The 16,262-nt window shown below is 73.3% G+C and carries 14 protein-coding genes; 10 read left to right on the forward strand and 4 right to left on the reverse strand.

The annotated features are described in order from the left end of the window. Positions 1–48 precede the first annotated feature (48 nt). The 5 genes from BN2279_RS13990 to BN2279_RS14015 all read left to right on the forward strand — a co-directional run bounded on the left by BN2279_RS13990 (position 49) and on the right by BN2279_RS14015 (position 5,255). Positions 49–927, forward strand: coding sequence for an STAS domain-containing protein (locus BN2279_RS13990; RefSeq protein WP_059009398.1), 879 nt, complete (start codon positions 49–51; stop codon positions 925–927). After that, positions 924–1,334: an STAS domain-containing protein gene (locus BN2279_RS13995; protein WP_059009400.1), complete on the forward strand. Its 411-nt coding sequence runs from the start codon at positions 924–926 to the stop codon at positions 1,332–1,334. Before BN2279_RS13990 ends, BN2279_RS13995 begins: the two co-directional genes overlap by 4 nt. Next, positions 1,321–1,791: an anti-sigma regulatory factor gene (locus BN2279_RS14000; RefSeq protein ID WP_079032146.1), complete on the forward strand. Its 471-nt coding sequence runs from the start codon at positions 1,321–1,323 to the stop codon at positions 1,789–1,791. The genes BN2279_RS13995 and BN2279_RS14000 overlap by 14 nt, the downstream gene beginning before the upstream one ends. Positions 1,792–2,997: 1,206 nt before the next feature. Further along, entirely contained in the window at positions 2,998–4,302 is a 1,305-nt protein-coding gene (locus BN2279_RS14010) for a PP2C family protein-serine/threonine phosphatase (RefSeq protein ID WP_059009402.1), read from the forward strand. Beyond that, a complete protein-coding gene (locus BN2279_RS14015; RefSeq protein WP_059009404.1) occupies positions 4,299–5,255 on the forward strand; it encodes a sulfotransferase in 957 nt (318 codons plus the stop codon). The genes BN2279_RS14010 and BN2279_RS14015 overlap by 4 nt, the downstream gene beginning before the upstream one ends. Here BN2279_RS14015 and BN2279_RS14020 read toward each other — a convergent pair. Genes BN2279_RS14020 through BN2279_RS14030 form a run of 3 tightly spaced genes read right to left on the reverse strand, consistent with a single transcriptional unit; the run spans position 5,243 to position 7,262 of the window. Beyond that, positions 5,243–5,821 (reverse strand): glycosyltransferase, encoded by a 579-nt coding sequence (locus BN2279_RS14020; RefSeq protein WP_234347862.1) that lies wholly within the window; start codon positions 5,819–5,821, stop codon positions 5,243–5,245. The genes BN2279_RS14015 and BN2279_RS14020 overlap by 13 nt on opposite strands. Positions 5,822–5,826: 5 nt before the next feature. After that, positions 5,827–6,312, reverse strand: coding sequence for a hypothetical protein (locus BN2279_RS14025; RefSeq protein WP_059009407.1), 486 nt, complete (start codon positions 6,310–6,312; stop codon positions 5,827–5,829). After that, the gene (locus tag BN2279_RS14030; RefSeq protein WP_059009408.1) at positions 6,309–7,262 is read right to left on the reverse strand and encodes a sulfotransferase; all 954 of its coding nucleotides are present in this window, start codon (positions 7,260–7,262) and stop codon (positions 6,309–6,311) included. Before BN2279_RS14030 ends, BN2279_RS14025 begins: the two co-directional genes overlap by 4 nt. 417 nt (positions 7,263–7,679) lie before the next feature. Between BN2279_RS14030 and BN2279_RS14035 the strand changes: the two genes are divergently transcribed. Beyond that, positions 7,680–9,200 (forward strand): MATE family efflux transporter, encoded by a 1,521-nt coding sequence (locus BN2279_RS14035; RefSeq protein ID WP_059009410.1) that lies wholly within the window; start codon positions 7,680–7,682, stop codon positions 9,198–9,200. Between the two features lie 65 nt (positions 9,201–9,265). On the opposite strand, the gene BN2279_RS14040 is transcribed toward BN2279_RS14035, so the two are convergent. Continuing rightward, positions 9,266–10,768 (reverse strand): Wzz/FepE/Etk N-terminal domain-containing protein, encoded by a 1,503-nt coding sequence (locus BN2279_RS14040; protein WP_079032148.1) that lies wholly within the window; start codon positions 10,766–10,768, stop codon positions 9,266–9,268. A 328-nt stretch (positions 10,769–11,096) separates the two neighbouring features. Between BN2279_RS14040 and BN2279_RS14045 the strand changes: the two genes are divergently transcribed. The 4 genes from BN2279_RS14045 (at position 11,097) to BN2279_RS14060 (ending at position 16,229) form a co-directional block, all read left to right on the forward strand. Beyond that, the gene (locus BN2279_RS14045; RefSeq protein ID WP_059009414.1) at positions 11,097–12,056 is read left to right on the forward strand and encodes a glycosyltransferase family 2 protein; all 960 of its coding nucleotides are present in this window, start codon (positions 11,097–11,099) and stop codon (positions 12,054–12,056) included. Continuing rightward, positions 12,056–13,345: an O-antigen ligase family protein gene (locus BN2279_RS14050; RefSeq protein ID WP_059009416.1), complete on the forward strand. Its 1,290-nt coding sequence runs from the start codon at positions 12,056–12,058 to the stop codon at positions 13,343–13,345. Before BN2279_RS14045 ends, BN2279_RS14050 begins: the two co-directional genes overlap by 1 nt. A gap of 32 nt (positions 13,346–13,377) precedes the next feature. Further along, on the forward strand, positions 13,378–14,427 hold the full coding sequence (locus BN2279_RS14055; protein ID WP_059009417.1) for a glycoside hydrolase family 26 protein: 1,050 nt from the start codon (positions 13,378–13,380) through the stop codon (positions 14,425–14,427). A 275-nt stretch (positions 14,428–14,702) separates the two neighbouring features. Then, positions 14,703–16,229 (forward strand): sugar transferase, encoded by a 1,527-nt coding sequence (locus tag BN2279_RS14060; RefSeq protein WP_199827720.1) that lies wholly within the window; start codon positions 14,703–14,705, stop codon positions 16,227–16,229. The last annotated feature ends 33 nt before the right edge of the window (positions 16,230–16,262 follow it).

A 16,262-nucleotide genomic window follows, 5' to 3' on the forward strand; every position in this document is an offset into this window, starting at 1 on the left:
GACGTTGATGTGCCGGGCAGGGAGACATCGACGGCGAGAGGTTCTCTTGTGACTGCCACCGAATCCGCGGCGCGCGAGCGGCTCACCAGCGCGCTGCGCGACCACGACCAGGACATCGCCGACCGGTGGGTCCGGCTCCAGATCGAGCAGGAGGGGCTGGGCGCCGGCATCGGCGAGGACGAGCTGCGCGGAGAGGCGGACGCCCTCCTCGCCGCGCTCCTGGCGGGCCTGGAGAGCGGGCTGCCCGTGAGCCGCGTCGTCACCTCGCACGCCGAGCTGCGCGGCACCATCACGGAGCTGTCGATGCGCAGGGCGCGCGCGGGCGTCACGCCCACGGCGACCTCGCTGGCCGTGCTGGCGCTCAAGGAGGTGCTGCTGGAGGTCCTCCAGCGCGCCACGCGGGACGCGGAGGAGCTGTTCGAGGCGGCGGTGCTGATCAACCGGCTGCTGGACGCGGCCGGTGTGCTGTCGTTCGACGCCTATGTCTCCAGCCGGGAGGAGATCATCTCCCGGCAGAGCCGCCAGCTTCTGGAGATGTCCACGCCGGTGGTCCGGCTCTGGCGCCATGTGCTGGCCGTGCCGCTCATCGGCACCCTGGACACCACTCGCACGCAGGTGGTGATGGAGAGCCTCCTCCAGGCGATCCAGGCCGACGAGGCGAAGGTCGCCATCATCGACATCACCGGCGTCGCGGCGGTGGACACCTCCGTCGCCCAGCACCTGATGCAGACCGTCGCGGCCGTGCGCCTGATGGGCGCGGACTGCGTCATCAGCGGCATCCGGCCGCCCATCGCCCAGACCATCGCCCAACTCGGCGTGGACCTCTCCGAGATCCTCACCCGGGCCACCCTGGCGGACGCGCTGACGGAGGCCGTCAAGATCACCGGGCAGCCGGCGCTTCCCACGGGCGACGCGGTCCGCCGGTGAACGGCCAGAAGCCGGCGAGCGTGCCGATCCTGCGTCTCGGCGACGTCCTGGTCACCGGCCTGCTCGACGAGCTGGACGACAAGTCGGCCATGGCGTTCCTGGACGAGCTGACCGAGCGGATCGCCGCCGACGCGGCCACCGGCGTGCTCATCGACATCTCCCGGCTGGAAATCATCGACTCGTTCGTCGCCCGCACCCTCAGCGAACTCACCACCACCGCACGGCTGCTGGGCGCCCGCGTCATCGTCGCCGGCATGCGCCCGCCCGTCGCCATCACCCTGGTCGAGCTGGGACTGCGACTCGACGGTGTGGAGACGGCCTTGAACGCGGAGCAGGGCATGGCCGCCCTCGGCTGGTTCCGCACCACAGTGTCCGGGGAGGGTCCGCACCGTGATGACGCCCCATGATCCGGCGGCGGGCCTCACCCGGGAGTGGCTCCCCGAGCCGGACGCCGGCGCGGACGCCGCGCCCCGCGTCTATCCCGTGCGCACCGAGGAGGACCTGCTGGAGGCCCGGCACGCCGTCCGCGCCGCCACCCTCGCCGCGGGCTTCGGCCTGGTCGACCAGACCCGCGTGGTCACCGCCGCCAGCGAGCTGGTCCGCAACGCCTACATCCACGGCGGTGGCGGCACGCTGACCATCGAGCGGCTGCGCCGGTCCGGCTTCCGCGGTGTCCGCCTCACCGTCTCCGACCAGGGGCCCGGCATCCCCGACGTCGAGGCGGCCCTGACCGACGGGTACAGCACCGGCCCCGGTCTCGGGCACGGCCTGGGCGGCGCCAGGCGGCTGATGCACGACTTCGAGATCCGCACCTCGCCCGGTGGCGGCACCACCGTGAGCGCGACCCGCTGGACCCAGGGCTGACCCGGCCGTGTATCCCTCACCCCGCCGGGAACCCAGCGCGCAGGTGCGCATCGACCACCACAGCGCCGTCCACCTCGCCGTGGTCACCGCGCGGAGCCTGGCGCGGCGGTGCGGGCTGACCGGTGCCCTGCCGGAGAAGGCCGCCGTCCTCGCCAGCGAGCTGGCGAGCAACCTCGACAAGCACGCCCGGGACGGCGTCGTGTATCTCCAGCCCCTGCCGCTGGGCGCCGGCCTGGACATCGCCGCCGCCGACCGGGGGCCCGGCATGGTGGAGCTGGAGCGCTGCTTCGCCGACGGCTACACCACCAGCGGCACGCTCGGCGCGGGCCTCGGCGCGGTGCGCCGGATAGCGACGGACTTCACCATCCGCACCCAGCCGGGCGACGGGACCGTCGTCAGCGCCCGCCTCGCGCCGCCGGAGCACGCCGCCGCGGCCAGGGCGTCCGTCGGCGCGGTCTGCCTGCCGCTGGAGGGGGAGGACGTCAGCGGCGACGCCTGCGCCGTCACCGACGGCGACACCGGCCGCACCGCCCTGGTGGTGGACGCCCTGGGGCACGGGGCCGCCGCGGCCGACGCCGCCGGGGCGGCCATGGCCGCGTTCTCCCGCGAGCCGGACCGGCCGCTGCCGGTCCTGATGGCCGCGCTCCACAAGGCGCTGCGCCGCACCCGCGGCGCGGCCGTCGCCCTGCTCCGCCTCACCCCCGGCCGCGCCGACTTCTGCGGCACGGGCAACGTCCGCCTGTCGCTGGTGAGTTCGGACCGGGTCCGGTCGGGCCCCCCGGCGCCGCCCGGTATCGTCGGTTACAACATGCCCCAGCCGACCGTCCACAGCGTCGACCTGGCCCCCCGGGAGACCTGCGTGCTGCACCCCGACGGCATCGACCCGGGATGGGCCCGCCACGCGCGCCCGTTCCTGCTGCGCCTGCCCCCGTCCCTGCTCCTGTCTCTTCTACCCATCTGACGCTGCCGACGAAGAGGATAGTGTAGTCCTCGGCATCCGTCGCCCACTTTCTACAAACAATGTCTGACGTCCGCCGACCCACTAGCACGACCCCCCCCCCCCCCCCCCCTGCCGGCGCCGGAGGCGGCGTCGGATGTGTACAAGACCCAGCCCCCCCCCCCCCCCGCCCTCGCGCACCGGCACCGGGTCGTCCGTGACGACGCCACCGCCCTGGCCGTCGCGTCCCCGCGCTGAGGCCCGCCGCCATGACGACGACCGACAGCCGGCACTTCCGCGCCCAGGCGGAGCTGCGGCACGCCGTGCGCCAAGTGGCCCGTACCCACCGCCTTCCGGTCGATCTGCGGGCCCGGCTCGTGGTCTCGGTGACCGCCGTCGCGGGCTCGGCGTTCGCGGCGGGCGCCGCCGTTCACCTGGAGACCTCGGTGCGGCGGGCCGGTGACGGGCACCCCGGGACGCTCGCCGTGGTCTGCCGCCCGCAGGGCGCCGTGGGGCAGCCCGAGGCGGCCGAGCTGCCGCTGCCGCCCGAAGTCACCCCGGACGGCGGCGCGGTGTGGCGGGTGCCGCTCCCGCCGCGTCCGGCGGCGCGGACCCTCGGCGGCCCGGCCCGGTCCAAGGCGGCGCCCGAGGCGGCGCCGGAGACCGAACGGGAGGCGCTGGAGCAGGAGTTGCAGCAGGCGATGGCCCGCGCCGACGCGCTGGCCGCCGACCACCGGCGGCTGAAGCACGAACTGGCCGAGACGAACAGCGGCGTGCTCGCCCTCTACGTGCAACTGGAGGAGCGGGACGAGCGGTTGCGCCGCGCGCACGGCAAGACGCTGCGCGAGCGGGAGGACGCCCTTCGTCCGCCGCCGCTGGACATCGACGGCCTGGAGCTGGCCGTGCACTACGCCCCGGCCGGCACCGACGCCCCCACCGGCGGCGACCTCTACGACTGGTTCCGGCTGCCGGACGGCACCGTCCACATCACCGTCGTGGACGCCCTCGGCCACGGCGTCACCAGCACCCGCAGCGCGCTCAACGTCACCCACGCCGTGCGCACCCTCGCGCTGGAGGGGCACCGGCTGGACTCGATCATCGCCCGCGCCGACGAGGTGATGCGCCCGTTCGACCGGGACGTGATGGCCACCGTGCAGCTCGTCCGGATCGACCCCGCCACCGGTGAGCTGCTGCTCGCCAACGGCAGCCATCCGCCGGGGCTGTTGATCCGCTCCTCCGGGGAGCACGCGTACCTGGAGGTCAAGGGCCGGGGCATCGGCTTCCCGCTGCCGGGCAGCGAGAAGCTGCTGCGCGCCACCCTGGCGCCGGGGGACCTGCTGCTGCTCTACACCGACGGTCTCACCGAGAGCCGCCGCGACCCGCTGGAGGGCGAGGCCCGGCTGATCCGGGCGGCCCGCCGCCACGCGGCCCTGCCCATCGCGGACGTCCCGCGCGCCATCGCCCGGGACATGCACACCGTGATCCTCCACCCCGACGACACCCTGGCCCTGGCGCTGCGTCTGCCGCCGGGCCCCGGCCGTGACCAGCAACCGAACCAGGAGAGTGCGCCATGACCGGCACCGCGAAGCGACCGATCCTCGTCACCGGTCTGCCGCGCAGCGGCACCAGTTGGGTCGGCAAGATGCTCCAGGCCGGCGGCGAGGTGGTGTACGTCAACGAGCCGCTCAACCCGAGCCGCCCGCCCGGCCGTTCGCCCGGGGTGCTCAACGCGTCGGTCACGCACGCGTTCCAGTACATCTGCGAGGACAACGAGGAGCCCTGGCTGCGGGCGTTCCGCGACACCGCGCGGCTGCGGTACCACCCGCTCGCCGAGCTGCGAGCCAACCGGGCGCTGCCCGATCTCGCCCGCCTGGTGAAGAACTTCTCGGCGTTCACCGCCGGACGGGCGCGCGGGCGGCGGGCGCTGCTGGACGATCCGTACGCGGTGCTGTCGGCGGCCTGGTTCGCCCGCAGGCTGGGCGCGGTCGCGATCGTGCTGGTCCGCGATCCGGTGACGTGGTCGGGCAGTTGGCGCAAGCTCGGCTGGACGACGTACTTCCACGAGCTGCTGGAGCAGCCGCTGCTGGCGCGGGACCTGCTGGGCGAGCACGCCGGTGAACTGCGGGCCCTGGTGGGCAGTCAGGACGAGCTGGCGAAGAACGCGGCGCTGTGGCGTTTCACATACGACGCGGTGGACTCCATGCGGAAGAACACCGAGTCCCTGCACGTCGTGCGGTACGAGGACCTGGCCGGTGACCCGGAGACCCGTTTCGGCGAGCTGTACGCCACGTGCGGGCTGACGTGGGACGCGTCGGCGCGGCGGGCCGTGCGGGAGGCGACGCAGGCGGAGAACGCGCCGACGCGGGCGATGTCCTGGAGCCTGAAGGGCGGTCTGTCCCGGACGGCCTATCAGCCGATGGACAGCAAGGCCGCGCTGGTCACGTACCGGGACCGGCTCGGCGAGGAGGAGATCGCCCGCGTGCGGGAGCTGACGGCGGACGTGCGCGCCCGCTACTACGACGCCTGACCGCGCCGCCGCAGCGAGAGCAGCGGCCGGCGCGCGGGCCGGACCATCAGCTCGTCCACGAGGGCGCCGAACCGCCGTACGGTTTCCGGCAGTTCGCTGATCTCCGGCCGGGCGGCGAATCGTTCGGGGCGTTCCAGGGCGGCCGTCAGCAGGAGCCGGAAGTCGTGCTCGGTGCTCGCGGCCCGGATCAGTCCGGCCTCGTCCAGCCGCCGGGAGAACCGCACTTGGTGGTCGTCGACGTGCTCGCCCAGTTCCGGGCGGCGGGGCACGACGATGGGGATACGGCCCGCGCCGCGCGCGTCCATGATCGAGCCGGGGCCGCCCTGGCAGACGACGACCGCCGACTGCCGCAGGGCGGCCTGGAGTTCACCGTGCGGCAGCATCGCGGTGGCCTCGATGCCGGGTGCGGCGGCCGGTGGCGGCGTGAAGCCGTGCTGCACCGTCCAGTTCAGGGCCGGGCCGTCGGCCTGCCACCGTTCGATCCAGGTCATCAGCCTGGTGAAGTGGTGGTGGTCGGTGCCGACCGTCACTAGGACGCGGGGGGCCGCGCCGAGTTCGCCGGGCATGGAGGTCACATCACCTTTCCGACCACGACCGAGCCGTCGTACAACTCGCGCTGGTCTTCCCACTGGACGAGGAACAGATCGGTCACCGGGCGGCACAGCCGGCCGGTGACGGTCCGGCTGTCGATGCGGTCGAAGACCTCCAGGTAGGCCGTGCGCGCGCCACGCAGCCTGGCCACCCAGAAGAACGGCACGGCGACGCCGGCGCCCGAGCTGACGACCAGATCGGGCGCGTACCGGGGAACGAGGCGGAGGGCCAGCCACAGGTTCCGCAGCAGATTGGGGATGTTGCGGGTCGTCGGGTGGTACGCCCAGCGGACATTCTCGCCGTCGAGCAGCGAACGCGCGTCGGTGGTGTCGAAGGTGACCCACATCCTCTCGTGCCGGGTCCACCAGGGGGCCAGCTTGTGGAGCTGGGCCAGGTGGCCGCCGGCGGAGCAGACGATCAGCACCCGCAGGCGCCGTCCGTCCGGGCCGTCCTCGTGCTGGCTCATCGGGTGGTTCGCCCCCTGAGTCGGTAGCCGTAGCGGAGCATGCCGGGCGCGGTGAGCGCGGTGACGACGGCCCGGTCGCCGGGGGGCATCGCGGACCGCCAGGCGTCGTCCACGCGCAGCGGGACCGGGCCGTTGGTGAAGCGCATCGGGTTGCCGGAGACGCTGTGTTCGGCCGACAGCCGCAGCCCCGCCTCCTGGACGAAGTCGAGGTCGCCGGGCTTCAGTTCGCGCCCGGCGAGGGCGGCCACGCGGGTGAGGGCGGCGGCCGGGTCGGCGACGAACCGCTCGTAGCGCAGGCCCAGGGCGTTCCGGTGCACCAGCCGCAGGACGTCGAACAGGCCGTTGAACGCGGACCAGCGGGCCGCCAGCCTGGGGACCGGGATGTTCGCCATGTAGGCGTCCTGGTCCACGACTTCGGGCCGCTTGACCTTCTTCGCCCAGGAGTGGGCCACGCCCCGGCTGTCGCGGGTGACGTGCAGCAGCCGCAGATCGACGGACGGGACCCGGCGGAGGGTGGCGGCGTAGGAGACGTGCTTGGAGGAGTCGACCACGACCGCGCAGCCGCTGACCTCCTGGATCGCGGTGTAGAGCCGGCCGAGGAGCGCGGTCAGCTCGCCGAGTCTGAGCCGGAAGTCGCGGCCCGGGTCGGGGGTCAGGAGCCGGGGCAGGTAGCGGGTGCGGTCCACCGCGTGCTGGAGCGCGGTGACCCGGGCGGGTTCCGCCGCCTCCCAGCCGCCGAACGCCCGCTTCCCGACGTCCGACCAGAACGGGCAGTCCAGGAACCGGGCGCCGCAGCCGCACAGTTCGTTGCGGGTGGCGCCGCGGGACCACAGGAACACGAGTTCACCGACGTGGAAGAAGCCGGGCAGCTCGCCGAGGGCGCGGGAGAGAACGGTACTCCCGCTGCGGCCCACTCCTCCGATGTAGAGAACGCGGACGGGTTCGACCATGCGCAGAAGTCTCGGGGTGCCACGAAGTATTAACCAGTATTACAGCCGTAAGAACACATAATTGATGCATGTGTGGATGGACTGAAACCGGGAAATGCCGTCCCGCCGGATTCCGTACCGATCCCGGAAATACGGCGGGGCCCCTCGCGCGGACCCGTCGCACGAGCCACTATGCTGCCCCCCCCGGCCCGGACCCGATCCACGAGACTCCACGAGACTCCATAAGGCTCCACGAAACGACGAGCGAGGGATTCCGTGACCGCCCCCACCGCCTCGACCCCCTCGACCAGTCGTTGCTCAGCACTGTTTCTGCCTCTGTCGTACTTCACGTGCTTGCTATTGTGGAGTTCCCTTCCGCTCCCCGCCGGCTGCGGACGACTGGCCGACAGATCCGGGACGGCGGGCGGGACCCGCGCCGTGGCGCGGAGCGGCGCGCTGGGACTGTTCGGCGCGGGGGTGGCCGCCGTCGGCGGCTTCACGCTGACCGCCGTGGTCACGCACGGTCTCGGCGCGGCCGGCGCGGGCGTCTTCTTCGAGGCGTTCGCGCTCTTCACGATTCTCGCCGCCATCGGCACGGCCGGCGCCGACACCGGGCTCCTCTACACCGCCACGCGCAGCCGCGCGCTGGGCCGCGTCGCCGAGCTGCGCCGGGTCATGGCGGTCGCCTTCGGCCCGGTCGTGCTCGCGGCGACCGTGCTGGCCGTCTCCCTGTACGCCGCCGCGCCCGGCCTGGCCGGGCTGCTGATGGACGAGGCCCACCGCGACCAGGGCGCGGACCAACTGGCCCTGCTGGCGCCCTTCCTGGTGTGCGCGATCACCGGCCTGGTCGCGGTCCAGGCCACGCGCGGCTTCGGCGGCCTGCGGATCTACGTGGGGCTCCAGCAACTCGCCCTGCCGCTGGGCCGGGTGGCCCTGGTCGCCGCCGTGCTGGCGTTCGGCGCGCGGGGGTTGGCGGTGCCGCTGGCGTGGGCGATCCCGCTGCTGCTGACCTGCCCGCTGGCCCTGTGGGCGCTGTACGGACAACTCCGGCGCACCGAACGGGCCCTGCTGCCCGCCTCCGCCCCGGCGCGCCCGGTGCGGGAGATCGCGCGGGAGTTCTGGTCGTACGCGGCCGGGCGGGGGTTCGCGCAGGCGTTCACGCAGTCGATCGTCTGGTTCGACGTGATCATCGTCGGCGCGATGCGCTCGGCCCACGAGGCCGGGATCTACGCCGCCGCCAGCCGGTTCGTCACCACGGGCACGCTGGCGATGCAGGCGATGCGGCTGGCGATCCAGCCGCAGGTGGGCGCGGCGCTGGCGGTCGGCGACAAGCGCCGGGCGGAGGACCTCTACCGGGTCTCCACGCAGTGGATCACCGCCTCCTCCTGGCCGCTCTACCTGGTGCTGGCGACGTTCGGCCCGCAGGTGCTGCGGGTGTTCGGCGAGGAGTTCGCGGACGGCGCCGACGCGTTGAGCGTCCTGTCGGTGGCGATGCTGCTCAACCTGGCGACCGGGAACGTCAACACGGTCCTGCTGATGGCGGGCAAGAGCCGCTGGACGGCGGTCAACACCGTGGTGGCCCTGGTGGTGAACATCGGGCTCAACCTGCTGCTCGTTCCCGGGCACGGCATCGTCGGCGCGGCGATCGCGTGGTCAGCGAGCATCGTGTGCGAGCAACTGATGGGCATGTACGAGGTCCGCGTCCTGCTGGCCCTGCGCGGGCACGGCCGCGGCTTCGCCGTATCGGCGGCGATGGCGGCCCTGGTCTTCGGCGGCGGCGGCCTGGCCCTGCGCCTGGCCCTGGGCACGGACCTGTGGGTCCTCGCCCTCTACCTCGCGCTGGCGGTCCCGCTCTACGCGGCGGCGCTGTGGCGTTTCCGCACCGTCCTCGAACTCCCCGCCCTGCTCTCGGCGGTCGGCAGACGCCGCCCCGGGCGCCACGCCCGCACCACCGGCTGAGGCGCCACCGGCCGGGGGGCTGTGGGGCTGAGGGGCGCGCCGGCCGTCGGCGCGCCCCCGGCCGTTCAGACGCGGGTGTGCCGGGCCGTGGAGGCGCCGGCCGGCACCACCAGGGCACAGCCCGCGACCGGGGTGTCCAGCCGTTCCAGGGCCGTGGCCAGGGCTTCCACGTCGGCCGTGTCCGTCTCCCGGGACTGGGCCACGATCACGGCCGCGCCCGCCGTGCCCGCCAGGGTGACGACCTCCGAACGGGTCAGGCCGCCCGACGCGTCCAGCACCACCCAGGTGCCCGCGGCGGTCAGTTCGGACACCAGCGCGCGGAACTCCTCGCCCGCGATCAGCTCCCGCGGGACCCCGTCGGCCGCGTCGCCGTGCGCCACCCGCAGACCGGCGACGCCCGTGGTGTGCAGGGTGACCTTCGCGGTGCCGCCGGCCGCCGCCAGGGGAGCGAGCGCGGGGGCCGGCGCCCCGGTCCGGCCCGGGCTGAGCAGGACCACGTCGCCCAGCGCCTCGGCCAGCGCGGTCGCCAGGTTGGCGCCGGGCAGCGCGCGGGGGGCCGGTCCGGTGAGGTCGGCGACCAGCAGCACGCGCGTGCCGCGCCGCCGCAGGGCGGGCACCAGCAGCGCGCGCAGCAGGCGGTAGGACTCGGCGGCCGGCCCGGCCGGGTCCTCGACCAGCGCCAACGCGGCCGGCCCGGCCGGGATCTCGGCCAGCAGCGGCGCCCCGGCCGCCTCGGCCGCCTCGCGTCCGCCGGACACCCGCCCGTCGAACCGGTCGCGCGCGAAGGCCGCCGCCAGCCCCAGGATCAGCGCCGCGAGGACACCCCCGCCCAGGAACAGCGGATCGCCGGCGGGGGACGCGGCCACCGCCCGGTCCGCCTCCTCCAGCACCGAGCCGGGCATGAACGAGCCCGCCCGCAGGTCGTTCCGCCGGTCGGACAGGCCCTGGACGTCCCGCAGCGCCACCTGCCGGTCGGTGTCGGCCGCGCGCGCCTGGGCCGAGTCCGCCGCCGCCGACGCCAGCGCCTCCTCGGCGGCGGGCAGCGCGGCCCGCGCCTCGTCCAGCGACTCCGTCAGCCCGCGCAGCAACTCCTCCTGCCTCGCCCGCCCCTGGGCCTCCCGGTGCGCGAGGTAGGCGGTGGCGAGGGCGTTGGCGCCGTCGATCGCCGCCTGCCGGGAGGCGGCGTCGTAGGTGAGGCGGAGCGTCGCGGTGTCGGCGGACGGCGTCACCGTCAGGTGGGAGCGCAGCGCGTCCGGTTCCCGCCCGCCCGCCAGCGACTCGGCGGCCAGCGCGGCGACTTCGGAGGAGCGCGCGATCTGGGCCTCGCTCTGCGTGTTCACGAGCTGGTCGGGCGTCTTGCCCGACTCGAAGGGGTTCGTCCCGATCGGGTCGACGCGCACCACGGTCGTCGCCTCGTACGACGACGGCGCCAGCGCCGCGTAGCCCGCGACCCCGGAGACCCCGGCCAGGGCCACGGCGAGCACCGTGCGCCACCGGCGCCGGGGCACCTCGCCGTAGCGCCTCACATCGACGGACCGCACATCAGCCGTGCCACTGGTGCCACTCATGAGAACCTTTGCTCGCGCTTTGCTTGCATATCGACAACTGAGTACTCCGGCCGCCCCGGACGGTGCCGGAACGATCCGCTGGGGCGTTCCGGCGGAGATCGCGTGAATACCGTGTGCGCCCTGGAAAATGTGATCACCGCGTTAACAACTCCGCGTCGGGGAAAGCGTGGTGTATCGCCTTCCGGGCGAATACCCCTCTCCAACGCCAATGATCCGGATGATAATCTCACCGCCTTGGTCTCTGGCAAGTAATGGAGACGTGTAACCGGCGAAGCTCAAGCCGGAGGCCCGGAAACCGCAAGCGTCCGGCAAGCGATGAGGTCACACCATGAGCGAGAGCGCCGTGGCACCGGAATCCCCGGCGGCGACGACCAGGCCCGCCCCCACCGTCAGCGTCGTGGTCCCCACCCGGGACCGCCCCGAACTGCTGCGCCGGGCGGTCACCGCCATCCTGGGCCAGCGCTACGCCGGCCCCGTCGAATGCGTCGTGGTCTTCGACCGCAGCGACCCCGTCCCGGTGGACGTGCCCACCGGCGACGGCCGCACCCTGCGGTACCTGCGCAACGACCGCACCCCGGGCCTGGCCGGCGCCCGCAACACCGGCATCCTCGCCGCCACCGGCGAACTCGTCGCGTTCTGCGACGACGACGACGAGTGGCTGCCCGGAAAGCTCGCCTCCCAGACCGAGTTGCTCGAACGCCACCCCGAAACCCCGCTGGTCTCCGCCGGGATCATCGTCAGCTACGGCGACCGCGACATCCCCCGGCCGGCCCCCGACCGGCCGCTGTGGCGCGCCGACTTCCTGCGCGACCGGATCATGGAGATCCACCCCAGCACCGTCCTCGTCCGCCGCGCCGCCCTCCTCGACCGCATCGGGCTGGTGGACGAGGAGATCCCCGGCGGGTACGGCGAGGACTACGAGTTCCTGCTGCGCGCCGCCGACGCCGGTGGCGTCCGCGCCGTGCGCGAACCGCTGGTCCGCGTCCTGTGGCACGCCCGGTCGTACTTCTTCGACCGCTGGCAGATGATCATCTCCGCGCTGGACTACCTGCTGGACAAGCACCCCGACTTCCGCACCGATCCCGTGGGCCTGGCCCGCATCGAGGCCCAACTCGCCTTCGCCCACGCCGGACTCGGCGACATGCCGGGCGCCCGCCGCCTGGCCGTCCGCGCCTTCCGGCACAACTGGCGCGAACAGCGGCTCTACGCCGCCCTGCTGGCCAGCACCCGCCTGGTGAAGGTCGACACCATCGTCACCCTCGCGCACCGCGCCGGCCGAGGGATCTGATGCCCGCCTCCCTCCCGCGGTGGCCGATGTACGCGCTGTTCGTCGCGTTCCCGCTCTGGTGGACCCTCGGCCTCGGCGACATGATCTGGCCGCTGGTCGCCCTCCCCATGACGGTGCTGCTGCTGCGCCGGCGCCGGTTGCGCGCCCCCAGGGGCTTCGGGCTGTGGCTGCTGTTCCTGGTCTGGATGTTCGCCTCGGCCGTCCAGATCGACACCGGCGGCCGGATGATCGGCTTCGTCTACCGCGCGCTGATCTACCTCGCCGCCACCGTCATCTTCCTGTACGTCTACAACGGCACCGAACGCGACCTGCCCGCGCGCCGCGTCGCCCTCGTCCTCACCGCCTACTGGGCCGCCGTCGTCGCCGGCGGCTACCTCGGCGTGCTGTCCCCCCACGGCTCGCTCCACACGCCCATGGCGGCCCTCGTGCCGGAGGGCCTCCAGAGCAACGAACTGGTCGCCCACATGGTCAACCCCCGCTTCACCCAGGGAGATCCGGACGGCTTCTGGCAGAACGAACCGCGCCCGTCCGCCCCGTTCGCCTACACCAACGGCTGGGGACACAACTACGCCGAGCTGATCCCGTTCGTGCTCGTCGCCCTCGCCCACCTGCGGCGCGGCCCGTTGTTCCGGCTCGTCCTGGTGCTGCTGCCGCTCTCCCTCGTCCCGGCCTATCTCACCGTCAACCGCGGCATGTTCCTGGCCCTCGGCCTCGGTCTGGGCTACGCCGCGCTCCGCATGGCGGCGCGCGGCAACGCCAAGGGCCTGCTCGGGCTCGGCGCTCTCCTCGTCGCCGCGCTCGGCGTCAACACCGCCATCGGCGTGCAGGACCGCGTCGCCGACCGCGTCTCCAACAGCGACACCAACGAGACCCGGCTCGCCGTCTACCAGGAGGCGTACGAACGCACCCTGGAATCCCCGCTGTTCGGATACGGCGCGCCCCGCCCGTCACTGCTCGGCGAGGCCGTCCCCTCGGTGGGCACCCAGGGGCAGTTCTGGAACGTGCTCTTCTCGCACGGATTCGTCGGCGCCGCCCTGTTCCTCGGCTGGTTCGGGTGGCTGTGCTGGCGCACCCGGCGCGCCCCCACCGGCACCGCGCTGTGGACCCATGTCGTCGTCGTGATGACGACGGTGATGATCTTCTACTACGGCCTGATGGACTCCGGCCTGGTCATCGTGATGATCGCCGGCGCGCTCGCCCTCCGCGAGGCCGAACGCCATCCACCCGTCCGGCCCAGAGCCGCGCCGCTGCTCGCCACCGCGAAGGAGCCCGCCCCGGCTCCCGCCTGAAACCCCCACGACCCGTAAGGACATCCCCGGTCATGAGCCAACCCGTGCCCGCGCGCCGGACGGCGCGCCGCCGCCGATGGCGTGCCCTGGCCACCGCCGCGCTCGGCCTCCTCACCCTCAGCGCCTCCACCCTCCCCGCACCGGCCGCCGAACCCGCCGCCGCCTGCCCGCTCGACGAGAACCTCGTCCCCGAATGCGGCCTGCTGTGGGGGATCTACACCACCGCGGCCGAACGCGGCGACGACCTTCAGGCCACGATCACCAGCATCGAGTCCGACATCGGCCGCACCTTCGACATCGTCCACCGCTACCACGACTTCTCCGGCACCGGCGCCTCCGGCGTCTTCCCCGACGAGCAGGAACAACGGCTCGCCGCCGACGGCGACCGCCTCCTTCTCCTCAACTGGACGACCCGCGTCCACGGTGAGGACGAACGCGCCCGGTGGAGCGACGTCGCCGACGGCGCCTACGACGACGAGATCGTCCGGCCCGCCGCCCAGCGGCTCAAGGAGTGGGACCAGCCCGTCTTCCTGGCCTTCGACCACGAGGCCGAGGGCAAGCGCGACGCGGACCAGGGCGACGGTGCCGACTACGTGCGCGCCTGGCGCCACATCCACGACGTCTTCGAGGAGGAGGGCGTCGACAACGTCACCTGGGTGTGGGTCTCCGTCGGCTGGCTCGGCCACGAGGACGTCATCGAGGAGTTCTACCCCGGCGACGCCTACGTCGACTGGATCGGCTACGACCCCTTCAACTACTACGACTGCCGGGACAACGACTGGCGCACCCCCGGCGAGACCATCGGCCCCTGGTACGAGTGGCTGATGGACAACGGCTTCTCCGACAAGCCGGTCATGCTCGCCGAGTACGGCACCGTCGCCGACCCGGAGAACGACCAGGCGCAGGCCCAGTGGTACCGCAACCTCGTGCCCGCGCTCACCAAGTACCCCAACATCAGGGCCGTCAGCGTCTTCGACACCTTCAAGGTCTGCGACACCCGCGTGTCCCACAAGCCCGGCGTCCTCGACGCCTGGGGCGACGCCGGGCGCGACCCGTACATCCTGCCTCTTATACCCATCTGACGCTGCCGCCCACGCGACTAATGTTCAACCTACATGTAACGCATTCTCTAGAGTAACCCTAACTCATTACGCAGCGCCCACCTACGTCAACCCGCTCCTCCGCGCCGACAGCGTCCTATGTGTATACGCACCCCCACCCGCTCCACCCTCCGCCCACAAGGAGAGTCCGTCATGAAGTCCCCATGCCCGTACGCCCGTTCCTGTCAGCGCCCCGTCCGGGTACCGCGGTCGCGCCGCCGCCCGGCCGGGGCCCGTTCCACGGCGACAGTGCACATATGATGTCCCGCGGCCCACGACAGGGCGCCCTGCCCCTGCCCGTTCTCCCGATCCCGGCCGGGCGGCCCGGCCCGTCGCGCGCCGGCGTCGCGCGGGGGAGGGGCGCCGCCAGGACGCAGCGCTGGAAGCGCCGTTACACCGTGCTCCTCCTCGGCGCCGACGCGGGCGTCGCCGTCATCGCCGGAGCGGCGGCCTCTGCGGCCCGGTTCGGCGGCTTCGGCAGCGGAATCGGCACCGGCTACCTCCTGTTCAGTGTCACCGTCTTCCCCCTCGCGTGGATCGTCGCGCTCGCGCTGAGCCGCGCCTACGACCACCGTTTCCTGTTCATCGGACCCGACGAGTACCAGCGCACGCTGATCGCGGGCGTCGCGCTCACCGCCGCCGTCGCCGTCGTCTCCTACGCCGCCAAGCTGGAGATCGCCCGCGGCTACGTCGCCCTGGCGCTGCCGGGCGCCCTCCTGCTCGACCTGCTGTGCCGCTTCGCCGCCCGCAAGTGGGTCCACCGGCACCGGGCGGAGTCGTCCCGCTTCATGCAACGGGTCGTCGCCGTCGGCTACGAGCAGTCGATCGCCGTGCTCGCCACGGAACTTCACCGCCACCGCTACCACGGCATGCGCGTCGTCGGAGCCTGCCTGCCCCCGCACCGGCCCTACCGGCGGCGGATCGGGGACTGCGACATCCCGGTCCTCGGAAGGTTCGCCGACATCGCCGAGGCGGTGGAACGCGCCAACGCCGACACCGTGGCCGTGCTGTCCTGCCCGGAGTTGCAGGGCCACGAACTGCGGCGCCTCGCCTGGGAACTGGAGGAGAGCGAGGTCGATCTGCTGGTCGCGCCCGCGCTGATCGACGTCGCCGGACCGCGCACCACGATCCGCCCGGTGGACGGCCTTCCGCTGGTCCACGTCGACCGCCCGTCGCTGTCCGGCGGGCGCCGGGCGGCCAAGGAGCTGATCGACCGCGCCGGCGCCGCGCTCGCGCTCGTCGTCCTCGCGCCGCTGCTGCTCGTCATCGGCGCCGCGATCCGCCTCACCAGCCCGGGGCCCGCGCTCTTCCGGCAGACCCGGGTCGGGAAGGACGGGGTGCCGTTCCGGCTGCTGAAGTTCCGCACCATGTACGTCGAGGCGGAGGCGCGCGTCGCGGAACTGCGGGCGGCCAACGGCCACGACGGCGTGCTGTTCAAGCTCCGTGACGACCCGCGCGTCACCCCGCTGGGCAGAACGCTGCGCCGCTACTCCCTGGACGAACTCCCGCAGTTGGTCAACGTCCTGGCCGGCCGCATGTCCCTGGTCGGCCCCCGCCCGCCCCTGCCCGACGAAGTCGCGCGGTATCCCAGCGACATGTACCGCCGCCTGGTGGTGAAACCGGGCATGACGGGCCTGTGGCAGGTCAGCGGCCGGTCCGACCTGTCCTGGGACGAGTCCGTCCGCATCGACCTGCGCTACGTCGAGAACTGGTCCCTCGCCCTGGACGCCATGATCCTGTGGCGCACCGTGTTCGCGGTCCTGCGCTCCCGGGGCGCGTACTAGCCGGACTCCGCTCCGCCGCCGCCCGATTCCCGC

It is taken from the genome of Streptomyces specialis (assembly GCF_001493375.1).
In the GTDB taxonomy this organism is placed as follows: Bacteria; Actinomycetota; Actinomycetes; order Streptomycetales; family Streptomycetaceae; genus Streptomyces; species Streptomyces specialis.